The organism is Armatimonadota bacterium, assembly GCA_023511795.1.
GTDB lineage: Bacteria > Armatimonadota > UBA5829 > DTJY01 > DTJY01 > JAIMAU01.
In genome coordinates this window covers 479594-495347 of the sequence record JAIMAU010000001.1, presented here as the reverse complement: position 1 = coordinate 495347, position 15754 = coordinate 479594, and the positions used below count along the sequence as shown (strand labels likewise).

Genomic DNA, 15754 nt, shown 5'->3' with positions numbered 1-15754 from the left:
GTTTGCCAGAGCCGCGTATCCGACCCCGCCTAGTTGCCAAGTCCACTAAAAACTAGATATGAATCCAGTATTCGCTGGCCAAAAAATATTGCTATTATCGCACCGGCAACCATCATTGGCCCAAAAGGAACATAGTCTTTTCTTGTTTTTTTGCCTGCCAAAACCAAGCCAATGCCAATCAAGCTGCCCAGCGCCACCGCAATCAGGAATGATACCATCGAAGGCCATATTCCTAAGTTTGCGCCTATCGCTGCTGCTAGCTTAATATCGCCGCCGCCCATCCCTTCTTTCTTGAATACATAATAGCTGATAACGGCGATTGCCATGAAAAATCCGCCGCAGATTACGATTGCTGCTATTGATTGTGGCACAGGCAACAGCAAATCTGTACCTGGTATTGGAATCCTATATGGTTGCCGACCCCCTATTGCCAATTCGATTCCATCATGTACCAAACCAACTACTATCCCAAAAAGGCTTAGCTGGTCCGGTATAATCCAATGTTCTAAGTCTATAAAAAAAACTGCGATTAGTGCAGCTCCAAAAAGCGCATGCGCAAAGAAGTTCACGCTGTATCCGAACCAGATATATGTTACTGCGAAATATCCTCCAGTCAATAATTCAACCAAGAAATACCGCCAACTAATTGGCTCGCCACAATAACGGCAGCGTCTATTTTGAATCAAGAAACTTACCAAGGGGACCAGATCCCATGCACGGAGGAGTGTTTTACAAGATGGACAACGGGAACCTGGCCGGATGATTGACTCATCCCTCGGCATACGCCAGATACATACATTGAGAAAACTGCCGACCACCGTCCCATATATGAATGCAATCGCTGCACCGAGCCATTCGGGCATTGCTAATATGCTTTTCTCCTAAGCTCTACTCGCCGCCACCTTGGGAAAGATTGCCAATAACTGTGATAAGCGGCATAAACATTGAGATGACTATGAAACCTACAGCACCACCTAAAAATACAATCATTACAGGTTCGATGGAAGCCGTAAGGCTTTGGAGCGCGGCATCCACTTCATTTTCATAGAAGTCCGCGATCTTTCCAAGCATTTGGTCCAGCGCACCGGACTCCTCGCCGATGCTTATCATTTGGACTACCATAGGCGGGAACATTTTGCTTTTTTGAAGAGGTTCGCCAATCCTATCGCCTTCGCGAATTCTCGATCTCGCCTCTAGAATCGCATCGCCGATGATTTCATTTGCCACTGTTCCTGCGACGGTTTCCATAGCCTGAAGTATCGGCACGCCGCTTATCAGAAGCGTTGCTAGTGTGCGGGAAAATCGCGAGAGGCATATTTTGTGATTTAGCTTTCCGAATACCGGCGCCTTAAGCTTTATTCGGTCGTAAATTCGACGTCCAACTCTGGTTTTGACAAAAAGGCGAAAGGCCGCGAAAAAAGCGAGAAGGCAACCCAGCATAATATACCATTTTGTTGTCAGAAAATGGCTGAAATTCATAAGCATTAGCGTCGTGATTGGCATTTCTTTAACGCCGAGGTCTTTAAACAGATCCATAAACTTCGGAAGCACAAACGTGACCAAGCCAATGACAATTATAAGTGCAACAACCACGACAATTGTCGGATATGTCATTGCGGATTTAACTTTGCGGCGGAGTTCCAAATCTTTTTCTAAGAAGGTAGATAACCTCTGAAGGCTTTCTTCAAGCGCACCGCCAACTTCGCCAGCTCGAACCAAACCGATGAATAGATTGCTGAAAACATTAGGATATTTGGACATTGCTTTTGAAAGCGTTTCTCCACCCTGAACCTGGGCTTCAATATCAGCAATGATTCGCCGCAATTTAGGACTTTGCGTTTGTTCCGCGAGAACTGAAAGACACCTTACGAGTGAAACACCTGCATCAATCATTGTTGAAAATTGACGGCAAAAGATAGCAAGGTCGGTAAGCTTCACGCGCCCAAATCCCATCCCAGCGGATTTAGGTTTGGAAGCTTTTGTCCGTTGGACCTTCATAACGGTATAGCCGCGCTCTTGAAGCGACCGTGCTACCGCTGCCTCGCTTTCACCTTCCGATATCCCTTGTCGTATTGTGCCTGTTGCGTCTCTGATTGTGTATGCGAAGGTTGCCATCTTTTCACTCCTAAATCAGCGGTGCCCGATATTTCCTATCTTCCATTAGCGTTCCCAGGCATGGGGGCGCCACGTCCGGCTGTGGCTACCATTGTTTTGAATTCATCAGGGTTCATCGCTCGTGATAGAGCTTCGTCATACGTTATTTGGCCGCGTTGATATAAGTCTCTTAGCGATTGGTCCATTGTCTGCATCCCAAGATTAGCACTCGTTTGTATAACCGAAGTTATCTGGTGTGCCTTATTTTCTCTAATGAGGTTTCTTATAGCCGGTGAAGCTATCATTACCTCCATTGCACAAACGCGGCCCGGCATTCCTGCTCTGGGCAATAGCTGTTGACATAGAACAGCTTCCAAGTTATTTGAAAGCATAAACCGGATTTGCTCTTGTTGCTCAGGCGGAAAAACGTCTACCACGCGGTCAACTGTTTGCGGCGCATTGATTGTATGTAGTGTGGCAAGCACTAGGTGTCCTGTTTCAGCGCATGTTATCGCAGTTGATATCGTGTCCAAATCTCGCATTTCGCCAACGAGGATTACATCTGGGTCTTCGCGAAGAGCAGCTCGAAGTGCGCCTGAGAACGACTTGACATCAAGGCCTAGCTCACGCTGATTAATGATACTCATTTTATGTTGATGCAAATACTCAATGGGATCTTCAATGGTAATGATATGCGCACTTCTCTCGGAGTTTATCTGGTTGACCATCGCCGCCAGGGTTGTAGACTTTCCTGAACCAGTCGGTCCTGTCACGAGAATCAATCCGCGAGGCTTTCTTGAAAGTTCTTCAAGTATTACTGGAAGACCCAACTCGCGAATAGTAGGAATTCGTGTGGGGATTACCCGGAAAGCGGCTGCTACTGTACCTTTGTCGCGAAAGATGTTAACTCTGAAGCGCGAAACTTTAGCCAAAGAATATGAAAAATCAAGCTGGAGGTCGGCTTCGAACCGCTGAATTTGCTCGTCAGTTAGAATATCATACACTAGCCTCTGACTGTCCGTTGGTGTTAGCTTCTCGTAATTAGTTGGCATAAGCTGGCCATCGATTCGAAGAATTGGTGGCACCCCTACTGCTAGGTGGAGGTCAGAAGCTCCACGCTCCACCACCAATCTAAGAAGGTCATCTATATGAACTTCCTCGATTGGACGTACTTTACCAATCGGACGTTGTTGCATTTGGGCAGTTATCATGGCATCCTGTACCAATATGTCCCCCTCACTTCTGCTTCCCTATTTATTAGGAAAGGAATTCAAGCTTTAATGACCTGCGGTGAAGACTACAGCCTTGACCTCTTCGGGAGTGGTAATCCCCTGAAGGACTTTATCTAATCCATCCTCCCGGAGTTCTTTCATTCCATTTGCTTTTGCCGCTTCGCGAATGTCGGCAAGAGGTGCTCTGCGTACGATAAGCTCAGCAATCTCGTCATTTACACACATAAGTTCGAAGATTCCAATTCTTCCTTTGAAACCGGTATGCCTGCACACCTCACAGCCGCGACCACGGTAGAGTGTGATCATCTCATTTCTATCCTCTACCGGATAACCCAGCACTCGAAGCTCGCTCGCACGCACTTGGTAGGGTTCTTTGCAGTTCTGGCAGACTTTTCTAGCAAGCCTTTGCGCCAGAACACCAATTACAGTTGCGGATATCAGGTATGGCTCAACCCCCATATCCACCATTCGGATAACAGCTGATGGGGCATTGTTGGTATGCAATGTGGAAAGAACCAGGTGACCTGTAAGAGCTGCTTCAACCGCTATTTCTGCTGTTTCAAGGTCTCGCATTTCACCTACCATAATTATATCGGGGTCTTGCCGGAGGAAAGATCTTAGAGCGGTTGCAAAGGTCAAGCCTGCTTTGACGTTGACTTGCACCTGTGATATTCCTGGAAGCTGATACTCTACAGGGTCTTCAATTGTGATTATGTTCTTTGCTACTGAGTTAATCTTATGAAGGACAGAATATTGGGTTGTAGTTTTGCCGCTACCAGTTGGACCCGTAGAGAGAACCATTCCGTTAGGTTGCACTATTAATTCTTCAAGCCTTGCAAGTGACTCTGGCGAGAAACCTAGCTTGTTCAAACCAATCAATACGCTACTCTTATCGAGAATTCGGCAGACGATTTTCTCACCATATATAGTCGGCAAACAGCTCACACGAAGGTCATAATCTTTTCCATTTGCCCGAACGGCAATACGTCCATCTTGAGGCACCCTTCGTTCAGCGATATTCATTTCCGCCATAATTTTAAATCTTGAAATCAAGGGTGCTTGAATATATTTTGGGAGCGTCATCTCTTCATGCAGAACGCCATCCAAGCGATATCTCACACGCACATGGCGCCTGTCGGGCTCGACATGGATATCACTTGCTTCCTGCTGGATGGCCTGTTGTATGATCGTGTTGGCTGCCCGGATTATTGGGGCTTCCTCGGCAACCCTTGCAACTGCATCGGGGTCTTCTTCTTCGGCAACCTCGCGAGACCTATATGAGTCTATCGCATCTTGAATGCTTGCTATCCCGCCGCCAAGTGGAGCACCTGTGGTTGCAGCTGGAGTAGCACTTGCGGCGTCACTGCTTCCACCACGGTAATTGCGTTCGATAGCTTCCTCAATCGCTTGAGCAGTAGCAAGCGCCGGTTGAATCTGCAATCGCGTGACTGACCTTAAGTCGTCAAGCGCCATTATGTTGTTTGTATCCGCCATTGCTACCGTCAAGCGATTGCCATTCTTCATGACTGGCATTACCTTGTGCCGCCTGACTATATTCTCAGGCACCACGTTTATAGCAGCAGGGTCAATCTTCTGGGTGGTAAGGTCTACAAACGGTATGTTTAGCTGGCGTGCACGAGCCTGTAGCACCTGTTTTTCATTTGCAAACCCAAGATCCATGATTATCTGGCCAATATCCCCAGGTGCAGCCTTCTGAGCTTCTCTTGCCTGGGCAAGCTGCTCAGGTGTTATTACCTGCGCCTCCAGAAGGAGATCGCCTATATCTTTTCTCATCGTTACCATTGCTTTAGGACCTCCACCCCATGCTCGTGCATTCAGACATCCTATTCAAAGTATTATACCATCCTGTCTTACTATATACAATCGGCCGCTCCGAAGATTTACTTCATTCTCTTCAATCCTGCCACCACTGCCTCCTCCATGGCCTTAATTGGCGGCTCCAAATCAGTCCATATCCGAAATGAAATCGCTCCTTGATAAACTAGCATTTTAATACCATTCATTACCTTACATCCAACCTTGCGTGCCGCTTGCAGCAATTTCGTTTCCATTGGGTTGTATATCAAATCGTATACCAACAGCCCTTCGTGTAACCATTCCGAAGGAACCGGCTGCTCATCGGTATGCGGAAACATCCCGACAGAAGTGCAGTTGACCAGAAAGTTCGCTTCTTCCACTGCCTGCCGTGCTTCCTCGCTTTCTATTTGCACTGTGTGAATTGGATGCTCACCCAATTTTGCCTTAAGCGCCTCGACCATCTCAATTGCTCGACTAAGCGTGCGATTTGCAACAGTCACTTGGCAACCTCGAACAGCCAAGGCATTAACTATTGCCCTAGCTGAACCACCAGCGCCTAACACGACAACCTTCTTGCCAACCACCTCCGCAGCCATTTGACCCAGCGATTCGATAAAACCTTGCCCATCTGTGCTGTAGCCTCTAAGTAATCCCTCAGAGTTATGCACCGTATTTACAGAAGATATCTGCTGGGCTTCAGGACTGACCCAGTCAAGGAATCGAATTACTGATTCCTTGTGTGGGATTGTCACATTCACGCCGACTATCTGTAACGCGCGGATGCCTCGAACCGCGGCTTCCAAATTGTCAGGGTGCACGTTAAACGGAACGTAGACAAAGTCTAGCCCAAGCTCTTTGAAAGCAGCATTATGCATTGCAGGAGACAAGCTGTGACGCACGGGATATCCGAAAACGCCAACAACTTTTGTCTCGCCGCTCAACAGTCCTTTCAATTTTCCATCTTCCTTTTTCTGACGCTTCAGATTACTCAAATGTTCCCATCTACAAAGGCTTTACACCATCTTTGATGGCAAGCATTCCGCGCCTTTCAAAAAACCTTAAAAGCATTCTCTCGAAAAACCTGCTGATTATTGTTGCTATGAATTCATGTTTAGAAAGGGGCCTTACTAGAATGGTATACAGTCCTAGCCTTTCACCACCCAAAATATCGGTAAAAACCTGGTCACCTACTACAACTGCATGTTCAGGCTCTACATCAAGAAGTCTTAGTGCCTCTCTAAAACCTCCGCGCCGAGGCTTTAATACCTTATTCACATATGGCAAATTCATTTCTTTCGCAAGGCGCTTAAGCCGATTGGGAAAACGTGTATTCGAGACTATGCAAACCTTGAATCCATATTCTTTTGCCTTCTGAAGCCAGTTGTGAGTTTCTTTGGGAACTTCGCTTTTTCTCCAGGGCACCAATGTATTATCTAAATCAACAAGTATTGCTGAAAAACCGCGATTTCGTAATGCTTGTAAGTCTATCTGGCTCACTGAAGATAAATATTCATCAGGGCAAAAAAGCTTAAGGAGCTTATTCACCTACCAGTCCCTCCACGCGCAATTTGTTTTGCACGGTTGTGTTCGTCTAAAGTTCGGCTGAAGATGTGCGAGCCATCTCGTTTGGCTACATAATAAAGATAATCCACATTTGCAGGATGAAGTGCTGCTTTGATAGAAGCAAGGCCAGGGTTTGCAATCGGACCAGGCGGGAGTCCTGGATACCTATAAGTATTATAAGGGGAATCTATTCCCAGGTCTCTATAAAAAAGGCGGCTCTTGTGCCTCCCAAGGGCGTAGAGAATGGTTGCGTCGCATTCCAAATGCATCCCTTTCGAAAGTCTGTTTCGAAGAACTGCAGATATTAGCGGCCTATCTTTTGAAATGCGTGCCTCACGCTCAATGAGCGAAGCCAAGATAACAATCTCATGAAGGCTCATGCCGCTTGTAGCAATTTCAGGCATCAGATCCGCTATTCTTTTTCCGAAATTATCAAGCATCTCTTGAATTATAGATTCCTCTGAGCTGCCAATGGAAATCAGATAAGTATCTGGGAATAAGTAGCCCTCTAAGTCATCTCCTGGATGTGGGAAGCTTGTAGTAAAATCTGACCCCCTGGTTCGTGCTAAGCTATAGAATCTATCCATATTTACCAAGCCTTCTGCGTGAAGACGCTCGGCAATCTGCGAAGTAGTGAACCCTTCTGGAAACGTAACCCACTTTGCGCTAACATCGCCCGCGGCAATTTTCCTGAGAATTTTGCTGGGGGTCATGGCAGGGCTTAGCTCGTATGCACCGGGTTTGAGGCTTTCGCTTTTATGCTGCCACAGTGCAAGCAGAATAAAACCAGATGAGCTGCGGATAACACCCGATTTTGCTAGCAAACGTGCAATTTTTTTGGTAGAGTAACCATTGGGTATCAAAACCATTACTTTGCGGTCGCGACCTGCTGGCGTCCATACCCCCCAACTAAGCCAAAGCAAAACCCCTAACGCCACGATTGCTAGAAGGAATACTGCCAAAAGGCTAACACGTCTAAGATTGCTCACTATTACGGACCTCGCGCCTTTTACGATCGAGATAGGATTGAAGCATCACCGCCGCCGCTAGTTTGTCGACAACCGCCTTGCGACTTTCACGCGACTGGTCTGCTTCGATAAGTATCCGTTCCACTTCAACAGTAGTCAGCCGTTCGTCCCAAAGCTTGACTGGAACTTTGACATGTGGCTTGAGTGCTTCGACAAACTCCTTAGCCTTTTCTGCCTGGGCTCCAACCGTCCCTGACAACATTAGGGGCAATCCAACGACGATAATGCCGACTTGATAAGCTTCAGCCAGCTTTTTAATCTCAGCAATGTCTTTCTTAACGCTTGTGCTTCGCCGTATTACAGTTAATGGCGTTGCCACCATTCCAAGCTCATCGCTTAAGGCAACGCCGATTGTTTTATCACCCACATCTAGACCCATATACCGCATGTCTTTAATTGCAAGCACAAAAAACAAAAATTTGCTCAGAAGTTATGGGGTGCTACCCTCTGCTTTCTTTTTCACAAGCTCCCTAGCCTTCTCAAGCGCTTCGTCAAGTTTGCTGACATCACGCCCGCCAGCCTGCGCAAAATCTGGACGTCCTCCGCCACCTCCGCCTGCAACTTTCGCCACCTCACGTATTATATCTCCAGCATTGAAACCTTTTTTCACAAGGTCGGCGGTGACTTTACTGACAAAAATTACTTTCCCATCTGCCGGGGCACCCAGCACAACAACAGCAGATTTTAGTTTATTCGCCAAGCCATCTGCCAACGTGCTCAACGCCTCAGCATCGCCTTCAACGCGCGCCGCAATGAGCTTTACACCGTTCACATCAACGGCTCTCGAAGCAAGCTCTTCTGCGCCTCCCGAAACAATTCGACGCTGGAGATCGCCGATTCGCTTTTCTGCAGTTTTTAAATTCTCAACAAGCCTGCGCACAGCATCGGGAACATCTGTTGGAGCCGTCCTCAAGATTTCCGCCGCATCGTTGAGAAGCGCCTCGCGTTCATTTAGGTATGCAAGCGCAGCAAGTCCTGTCATTGCCTCAATTCTTCGAAGACCTGCACCAACGCTACTTTCGCTGACGATTTTAAATATCCCAATTTGACTAGTGTTTGACACATGAGTCCCGCCACAAAGTTCTAAACTTACATCGCCGATCCTTACCACTCTTACCTGGCCGCCATATTTCTCGGTAAATAGAGCCATCGCACCATCCTCTTTCGCCTGTTCGAGGGTGGTCTGGTAAATTTCGACAGGAAGGGCATTAAATATCTCGGTATTTACAATACTTTCTACCCGCGCTAATTCCTCAGACGAAAGTGGCGATGGGTGCGTAAAGTCGAACCTCAGTCGTTCAGGATCAACCGACGAACCAGACTGGACAACATGTTCGCCGAGCACTACTCTAAGCGCCTTATGGAGCAAGTGAGTTGCTGTATGGTTGCGCATTGTCGCCATTCTCCGCACACTGTCTACCGCAGCCGTTACTCTCTCTCCATGACTCAATTTCCCAGAGGTCACTCTGCCAGAATGTACAATAAGCGAACCGGCTCGGTATGTATGCTCTACAGCAACTTCTGCACCTTCTCTTGTTGTAATAATGCCTTTATCGCCTACTTGTCCTCCAGACTCGGCATAGAATGGTGTTCGGTCCAACACAAGCTCAATTTCATCATTTTGGGAAGCAGAATCAACAAGTTCTCCATTTTTCAGAATGCCAACTATTTTCGATTCTGAAATTAGCATATCATAGCCAACAAACTCAGTCTCAGGCTCTTCTTTTTCTATTTCAGCAAGGGTCATGAGGCTTACTGCGAATAGTTCGGAGGGAATTTCGCTTCCTTCTCTGGCCTTTCTCCGCTGTTCTTCCATCGCCTCATTGAAGCCTTGGATATCTACGCGCAGTCCGTGTTCGGCGGCAATCTCTTCTGTAAGCTCCAAAGGGAATCCGTAAGTATCGTAGAGAACAAACGCCTCCATTCCCGGAAGCACTTTCTCTTCACCGCCACTGCCCTTGAGTACAGCCTCTATTGCCTCCTCCAACTTCTGCATCCCTTGGTTCAAAGTGCGCAGGAATTTTTCCTCATCAGCTCTTATAGTCCTGCAGACATGCCCTTCACGTTCCACCAGCTCTGGGTAAGGGTCTTTCATAACCTTAACCACAACAGGTGCAATTCGGTCTAGGAATGGTTCCTGGAGGCCAAGTAATCTGCCTTTTAGTACTGCCCGGCGGATAATTCGCCGCAAAACATATCCTCTTCCTACGTTCGATGGAAGAACACCATCCGCGATTGCAAAAACCATCGCCCGGATATGGTCGGCAATAACGCGGAAGGCTATATCAGCATCTGATTCCTTTGCTTGGTACTTCGCCCCGCTTATCTCTTCTATGGTTTTGATAATTGGGAAAAACAAATCGGTTTCGAAGTTTGTAGGCGTGCCTTGGAGAATTGCTGTCACACGTTCGAGTCCAAGACCCGTATCGATGTTTTTTTGGGGCAGTGGCGTTAGCGTACCATCTTCTTCGCGATTGTATTGCATAAAAACAAGATTCCAAACCTCGCTAAACCTCGCACAATCGCAAGAAGGGTCGCAATTTGGTCGCTTGCAGCCGACATCTGCACCATAGTCAAAGAATATCTCAGAACACGGCCCGCACGGGCCATTTGGACCCTCGGTTGGTGCATTTGGAGGCCAGTAGTTCTTTCCAGCCCCTAGACGAACAATGCGCTCGGCCGGAACACCAACTATTTTCTCCCAAATTTCATATGCCTCGTCGTCGTTCTCATAAACGCTAACCCAAAGGTCGTTTGGTGAGAAACCAAGAACTTTCGCAAGAAACTCCCATGCCCAAGTAATTGCCTCTTTTTTGAAATAGTCGCCAAAGGAGAAGTTGCCCATCATCTCAAAAAAAGTATGGTGGAATGGTGTTGTTCCTACTACCTCCAAATCTCCAGTTCGCAGACATTTCTGAGCGGTAGTTATGCGACTTCTTGGAGGCTTGCGTGCGCCAATAAAATACGGTTTGAACTGAACCATTCCAGCGCTGGTGAATAGCAAGGTGGGATCATCGGGCACGAGAGAATCACTTGGGTGTATAAGGTGTCCTTGTTCCTCAAAGAATTTAAGATATTTTGTCCTCAGCTCACTACTTAACATGTCGGGGTATGCTCCATGAAATATAGCGTATCCTCTAGACTTTTTATTCCCGTAGTTGCGCCTAATGCCATAACGCAAGTGGCGCCAACAGCATTCGCAAACCTACCTGTTTTTTCCAAGTCCCAACCACTTAAGATGCCGGTAAGGAAACCTGCCGCAAAACAGTCACCTGCCCCGCATGCATCTACTGCCACTACGTCAAACCGCGGTATATAAAGCTCAACATCCTTCGAGCGTATGTAGCAACCTTCCTCACCCATTTTGAGAGCCACAATTTTCACTCCATGATCCATTAGCACGGCCGCAACATCAGGTGGATTGTGCTTGCCGGTCACCATTCGTGCTTCCTCTATACTTGGAACTGCTATGTCAACATATGAAAGGCATGGTTCGATTAGACTCATCCATCGGCCCTTCGAATCCCATGCGGTGTCGATACTTGTTGTAAGCCCCATCTGCTTTGCTTTCTGCAGAACCCTTGCAGTTGGCTCTCCATCGAACGCCGGCATCAAAAACGACCCTGCGATATGCAATATTTTTGCATCCTTTAGCAAGTCAAAATTCACATCGTGTTCGGTCAATGTTGCGTTTGCTCCCAGGTAATGAATGAAGCTTCGCTCACCATCTGGGTGAACCATGACCATCGTTGCCGAAGTTGCTGTCTCGGGGTCGCGCACAACCCCCCTGGCGTCTATGCCCGCGCGTTCAAGAACCCCAATTAAAAAGTCACCAAAACCGTCGTCTCCGACTTTGCCGATTACTCCGGTCTCCACCCCTATTTTGGAAAGTGCTATCGCTGTACTTGATGCACATCCGCCGCTGTGAAGCTCCATTCGGTCGACTAAAACAAGTTTTCCCCGCTCGGGATACTCTGTAACCGGTTTCCCAATGACATCTGCAACCAATATTCCAATACAAACAACTTCCGACATCGCAATGTTCCTTTCAGAGCAGTTTTCTTTGAACTTTGAACAATGATATGCCGGGTGCGGATTAAAACACCCAAAAATTGGTTATTCTAATTCCCTCTCCCTAGTCAGGGAGTCTCCAAACATCATCCGCAACTGGTTGGGGCTCAGGCTCAGGCGGCAAAATTCCGTATTTTATGAAAAGCGATCTTGCAGCCCGGGTTGCTAATATTCCTACCATACCAGCGTATAAAAGAGGTAATCCTACCAATGTGACAGTGCATAGGCAAGTAAGCATGATTATAGCAAGGAATACAATGGCCGTAAAGCCCAAATTGTCGAGCATTAATAGAAATCCCCTCTTTAGAATCTTCAGCGTACCTGGATTCTGTTCGATTAACAAGGGATAATGGTAAATCATACTCATTATCCATGCCAACAACAGATAAGAAAAGAAAACAGAAACCAATTTCAATGGCATGGTTCGAGTTAGATAAAACCAGATATTGGCAACCAACAATGCCGTGATTACTATTTCTGATGTGCCTAGCTTCCACGCAGGGATTAAGAAGTATTTAAAACCAAGAAAAAGGTCAAGTATTGAAGGGTCGTCCCTTGCGGCGATTTTCCGTGCCACCGCCAGCACACCGGCAGTTATTGGTGATAGCAATAATATGCAAAGCACAATAAACAACAAAACGTGTACCAGCGTGGTTAGTGGAAGCTTAGCTGTTGAGAATATTGCGATTACAATCCCAAACCATAGAAAGCTACAAAACAGAACGAGCCCTAGGTAATCGTATGAATCTGCGAATGATTTCTTTAGCGTTTTTCCAATACTCGGCATATTACTTCGTTAATCAGGAATAATCAATATTTTTATTGCATCGCCAGTGCGTGCTGTTTGGATTGCCATTGCCGCCTTTTCTAGTCCAAAGCGATGAGTTATAAGCGGCATCACATCCACTTGCTTAGACGCCAGGAGCTCCACTGCTCGTGAATGTGTAAACGGATTGACGAATGACCCACGAATTGTTAGCTCCTTATAATAAATCTGATATGGCGACATTTCGACCAACCGGTCGGGACTCACCATGCCAAACTGAAGGACCGTTCCTCCACGGCGTGCCAAATCAATCGCTAGTACAGCTGTCTCGGGCATACCGGCAGCCTCAATAACTACGTCAGCGCCAACGCCCGTCACCTCGCCAACCTCTGCTGCTACATCACGCGTCCTTGGGTCAACTTGAACATCGGAACCAAACCTTGCCGCTAGGTGTCGCTTTCTCTCGTCAGGCTCACTCACAATTATGTGCTTCGCCCCGGCTATTTTGGCAAGTTGAACCATTAGCAAACCAATAAACCCAGCACCCAATATAACCACATTACACCCCGGCTCAATTTTCGCTTGGTCGATGCCATGGATGCAACATGCGAGTGGCTCAACCATTGCCGCTTCTTCTATGCTAAGGCTTGCAGGAACCTTATAGCATTGAACTGCAGGAACAGAGCAATACTCAGCAAACCCACCATCCAAGTTCACGCCAATGGCGGTGAGGTTTTTGCATAGATGGATTTCGCCCCTTTGGCAGAAAAAGCAAGTATTGTCAACGATATTTGGGTCGACGGTCACCCGGTCGCCAGCCTTTATATTATCAACCTTACTTCCTATAGCTACTACTTCGCCGGCAAATTCATGGCCAGGCACGACCGGAAACTTGACAATATGCTCGCCACGAAGAATATGAATATCTGTGCCGCATATACCACATGCGCCGACTTTAACCAAGGCATCATAGTCACCCATCTCCGGAAGAGGACGCTCAGTAACATATAAATCATTTGGAGCGTTGAAAACCATGGCTTTCATTGCTAGCTCCTTCCTTGCCGCTAAGGTTTTACATGCCGCCTGTCATACCGGGTGGCGCCGTTTCCATTGCACGCACCTTGTGTTCAAGCTCTTGGATCGCTCCCATAATAAAATCATAGCTCATAAGAAACTCGTTTTTTTCTATTTGCTTTTTTGCCTGAGCGGCCAGCCGAACATATGCCTCAATATCAGGAACGCTAGTACGTGCTTTTTCAATTAGTTTCTCAAGTTCTTGTAGCGCTCCAACAACAACCTCCAAAGGGAGAAACTGCTCAGGTGGTATGCCATCCACAATAACTGGCTCTTCACTCAAAGGAATAGCGACTCTGCCCTTAGAAGGATTGAGTGTAGTTTTTTCACCTATCATAGTAGTCAATGTGATAGGCTGAGGAGTAGCTATGGTAATAGTTCTTGAACCCTTAGTTGACCAAACATAGAGCCCCATGCCACTGACTCCTGCCAGCACGTATCCACCATATGCCTCGCCCAAATTGAGTTTATGTCCAGCAGCAAGCGAAGGAATCCACCATACTCCGCTGCTGAATCGCTTTATGCCGATTTCCCCATAATCCCTTGGGTAGAAGGCAACACGTGGCCTGTAGCTAGCAAACTGCTTATCCGATATGCTAAGATTCCCGTATTCTGCAAGCCAGAATAGCAAATCTGCACTGCCAATTTTAGCCTCTGCGGGTATCTGCGAAAGGAAAAAGCCCTTGGACCCGAGGCTTCTTAGCGTATTGAGCTCTGCAAAAAGTTCCTCCTTCTTCTGGTACACTATTTCTCCAGGCGCGGCTGGGCTTATGCGAGAAAGAATCCAAATATTTCGCATTGAATTCTCTGCAAGAGAAAGCACCTCGGCCGCCCGCTGATTCGTCGTGCGATTGTCAAATGGCTTGGGCACCACCAAGCCATCATAGCCTGCTGGGTCTGAGTTCTGGAACATCGGCTGCAGGGCATTTCCGGTAAAAACGACTGGAACATCCGCCACAAGCCTCTTCAAAGCATCAGCCATCGAGTTCATATACCCTCGAACCGAGGTCTCACGAAACTCCAAGAAGTCCTGCCAGATAGTAGACCTCGTGGGATCAACCTTGTACCTCTTGTTGGTAGAAGGATCGTATACCTCACCTACACCCCTGCCCTGCCTCCAAAGTGGAATAAGGCGAGCTGCTTCCGTATAAGTTTTAATTACGTAATCCGTCAGTGCCCATTGCATGCTGAGGGTCTGCGTGTTGTTATATCTGCGTGAGAGCCAGGATGAATACTCGATTCTAAAGCTTGGTGATGCGGGAAACATACTCTCAGTATCGCCAATGGGTGCCAGCCGCTCGGTGAATGGATCAACAAAGAAGCGAAGACCTGGTCCAAATTTCAGCTGTGAAAGATATGCCACCAAATGGTCCCGGTGCTTGTCATACGAAGCCCAAAGGTCAGGCAATCCCCATTCAGAGGAGCTTTGCCGAATTTTTCTCAGCGGATAGATGAGAAGCACCTGAGTAACAGCCGGCATCTCTTCTACGAAAATTCGCACTTCGTCTACCCCAACAGTTGCCTGACCTTGACGGTTTACTTCTCCAGTGATGGCATTGCAAAGTACGTAAAACGCCATCTGAGTGTCGGGGATGCTCTTAATAACCTCGCCCCTTGCTTGTATGCCATCCTCACGATATTTCGTAGGCGCAATCACCCAACCCACAAGCGAGTAATATGGCGAATCGTTGAGTTCAATTCCATAATGCATTCCATTAGTCTCAAGAAGATCTATAATCCTTTGGAATGCTGAAGGTGGAATTGAACTCAAAGCTTTTGCAGGTTTGATGATTACGTCCGAGATACCAGCAAGCTTGAGTGCACCAATCTCCGCCTCATCGGCCGCCAGGTTTTCTTCAGTTTGCGCATCGGTGAGGTATTTTGGTGAAAATTCAACGCCAAAAGGAATATAAGAGTTACCATCCCACACCAATGTATGGGTGTCATTCACATACCATTGATGCTTACCGCCATCACGGTCTGTAAACGTGCCTCCCCACGCTGAAATCCCAAGAAAAAGAAAGATTAAAATTCCGTAAAATACTTTGGAATGCATTATATTGCTCCCAAAATTGGTATCCCCTTTGTATACGACTTCCACGCAAGCA

At 47.2% G+C, this 15754-nt stretch carries 13 protein-coding genes; all 13 read right to left on the bottom strand.

From position 1 onward, the window contains the following. Positions 1–29: 29 nt before the first annotated feature. The 13 genes from K6T99_02070 to K6T99_02010 all read right to left on the bottom strand — a co-directional run bounded on the left by K6T99_02070 (position 30) and on the right by K6T99_02010 (position 15702). Positions 30–863, bottom strand: a complete 834-nt coding sequence (locus K6T99_02070; protein MCL6518595.1) for a prepilin peptidase — start codon at positions 861–863, stop codon at positions 30–32. 25 nt (positions 864–888) lie between these two features. Continuing rightward, positions 889–2115: a type II secretion system F family protein gene (locus tag K6T99_02065; GenBank protein MCL6518594.1), complete on the bottom strand. Its 1227-nt coding sequence runs from the start codon at positions 2113–2115 to the stop codon at positions 889–891. A 35-nt stretch (positions 2116–2150) separates the two neighbouring features. Continuing rightward, on the bottom strand, positions 2151–3290 hold the full coding sequence (locus K6T99_02060; protein ID MCL6518593.1) for a type IV pilus twitching motility protein PilT: 1140 nt from the start codon (positions 3288–3290) through the stop codon (positions 2151–2153). Between the two features lie 81 nt (positions 3291–3371). Then, complete coding sequence (gene tadA / locus K6T99_02055) at positions 3372–5129, bottom strand: Flp pilus assembly complex ATPase component TadA (GenBank protein MCL6518592.1); 1758 nt, start codon at positions 5127–5129, stop codon at positions 3372–3374. A gap of 98 nt (positions 5130–5227) precedes the next feature. Beyond that, positions 5228–6085: a shikimate dehydrogenase gene (locus K6T99_02050; GenBank protein ID MCL6518591.1), complete on the bottom strand. Its 858-nt coding sequence runs from the start codon at positions 6083–6085 to the stop codon at positions 5228–5230. A 61-nt stretch (positions 6086–6146) separates the two neighbouring features. Continuing rightward, positions 6147–6689, bottom strand: coding sequence for a YqeG family HAD IIIA-type phosphatase (locus tag K6T99_02045; GenBank protein ID MCL6518590.1), 543 nt, complete (start codon positions 6687–6689; stop codon positions 6147–6149). Further along, the gene (gene mltG / locus K6T99_02040) at positions 6686–7696 is read right to left on the bottom strand and encodes an endolytic transglycosylase MltG (GenBank protein MCL6518589.1); all 1011 of its coding nucleotides are present in this window, start codon (positions 7694–7696) and stop codon (positions 6686–6688) included. The genes K6T99_02045 and mltG overlap by 4 nt, the downstream gene beginning before the upstream one ends. After that, positions 7683–8123 carry a Holliday junction resolvase RuvX gene (ruvX, locus tag K6T99_02035; GenBank protein ID MCL6518588.1) on the bottom strand — a complete coding sequence of 147 codons (441 nt, stop codon included), beginning with the start codon at positions 8121–8123 and terminating at the stop codon, positions 7683–7685. Before ruvX ends, mltG begins: the two co-directional genes overlap by 14 nt. A gap of 42 nt (positions 8124–8165) precedes the next feature. Continuing rightward, a complete protein-coding gene (alaS, locus tag K6T99_02030) occupies positions 8166–10838 on the bottom strand; it encodes an alanine--tRNA ligase (protein ID MCL6518587.1) in 2673 nt (890 codons plus the stop codon). Beyond that, complete coding sequence (locus tag K6T99_02025) at positions 10832–11770, bottom strand: sugar kinase (GenBank protein ID MCL6518586.1); 939 nt, start codon at positions 11768–11770, stop codon at positions 10832–10834. The genes alaS and K6T99_02025 overlap by 7 nt, the downstream gene beginning before the upstream one ends. A 100-nt stretch (positions 11771–11870) precedes the next feature. Next, positions 11871–12593: a hypothetical protein gene (locus tag K6T99_02020; GenBank protein ID MCL6518585.1), complete on the bottom strand. Its 723-nt coding sequence runs from the start codon at positions 12591–12593 to the stop codon at positions 11871–11873. Between the two features lie 9 nt (positions 12594–12602). Beyond that, positions 12603–13616 (bottom strand): zinc-dependent alcohol dehydrogenase family protein, encoded by a 1014-nt coding sequence (locus K6T99_02015; GenBank protein MCL6518584.1) that lies wholly within the window; start codon positions 13614–13616, stop codon positions 12603–12605. A 28-nt stretch (positions 13617–13644) separates the two neighbouring features. Next, positions 13645–15702 carry a hypothetical protein gene (locus tag K6T99_02010; protein MCL6518583.1) on the bottom strand — a complete coding sequence of 686 codons (2058 nt, stop codon included), beginning with the start codon at positions 15700–15702 and terminating at the stop codon, positions 13645–13647. Positions 15703–15754 lie beyond the last annotated feature (52 nt).

Bases quoted from the DNA above. Each gene is read 5' to 3' on its own strand.
- K6T99_02070 (MCL6518595.1), bottom strand. From the start codon at position 863: ATGCCCGAATGGCTCGGTGCAGCGATTGCATTCATATATGGGACGGTG.
- K6T99_02065 (MCL6518594.1), bottom strand. From the start codon at position 2,115: ATGGCAACCTTCGCATACACAATCAGAGACGCAACAGGCACAATACGA.
- K6T99_02060 (MCL6518593.1), bottom strand. From the start codon at position 3,290: ATGCAACAACGTCCGATTGGTAAAGTACGTCCAATCGAGGAAGTTCAT.
- tadA (MCL6518592.1), bottom strand. From the start codon at position 5,129: ATGGTAACGATGAGAAAAGATATAGGCGATCTCCTTCTGGAGGCGCAG.
- ruvX (MCL6518588.1), bottom strand. From the start codon at position 8,123: ATGCGGTATATGGGTCTAGATGTGGGTGATAAAACAATCGGCGTTGCC.
- alaS (MCL6518587.1), bottom strand. From the start codon at position 10,838: ATGTTAAGTAGTGAGCTGAGGACAAAATATCTTAAATTCTTTGAGGAA.
- K6T99_02025 (MCL6518586.1), bottom strand. From the start codon at position 11,770: ATGTCGGAAGTTGTTTGTATTGGAATATTGGTTGCAGATGTCATTGGG.
- K6T99_02020 (MCL6518585.1), bottom strand. From the start codon at position 12,593: ATGCCGAGTATTGGAAAAACGCTAAAGAAATCATTCGCAGATTCATAC.
- K6T99_02015 (MCL6518584.1), bottom strand. From the start codon at position 13,616: ATGAAAGCCATGGTTTTCAACGCTCCAAATGATTTATATGTTACTGAG.
- K6T99_02010 (MCL6518583.1), bottom strand. From the start codon at position 15,702: ATGCATTCCAAAGTATTTTACGGAATTTTAATCTTTCTTTTTCTTGGG.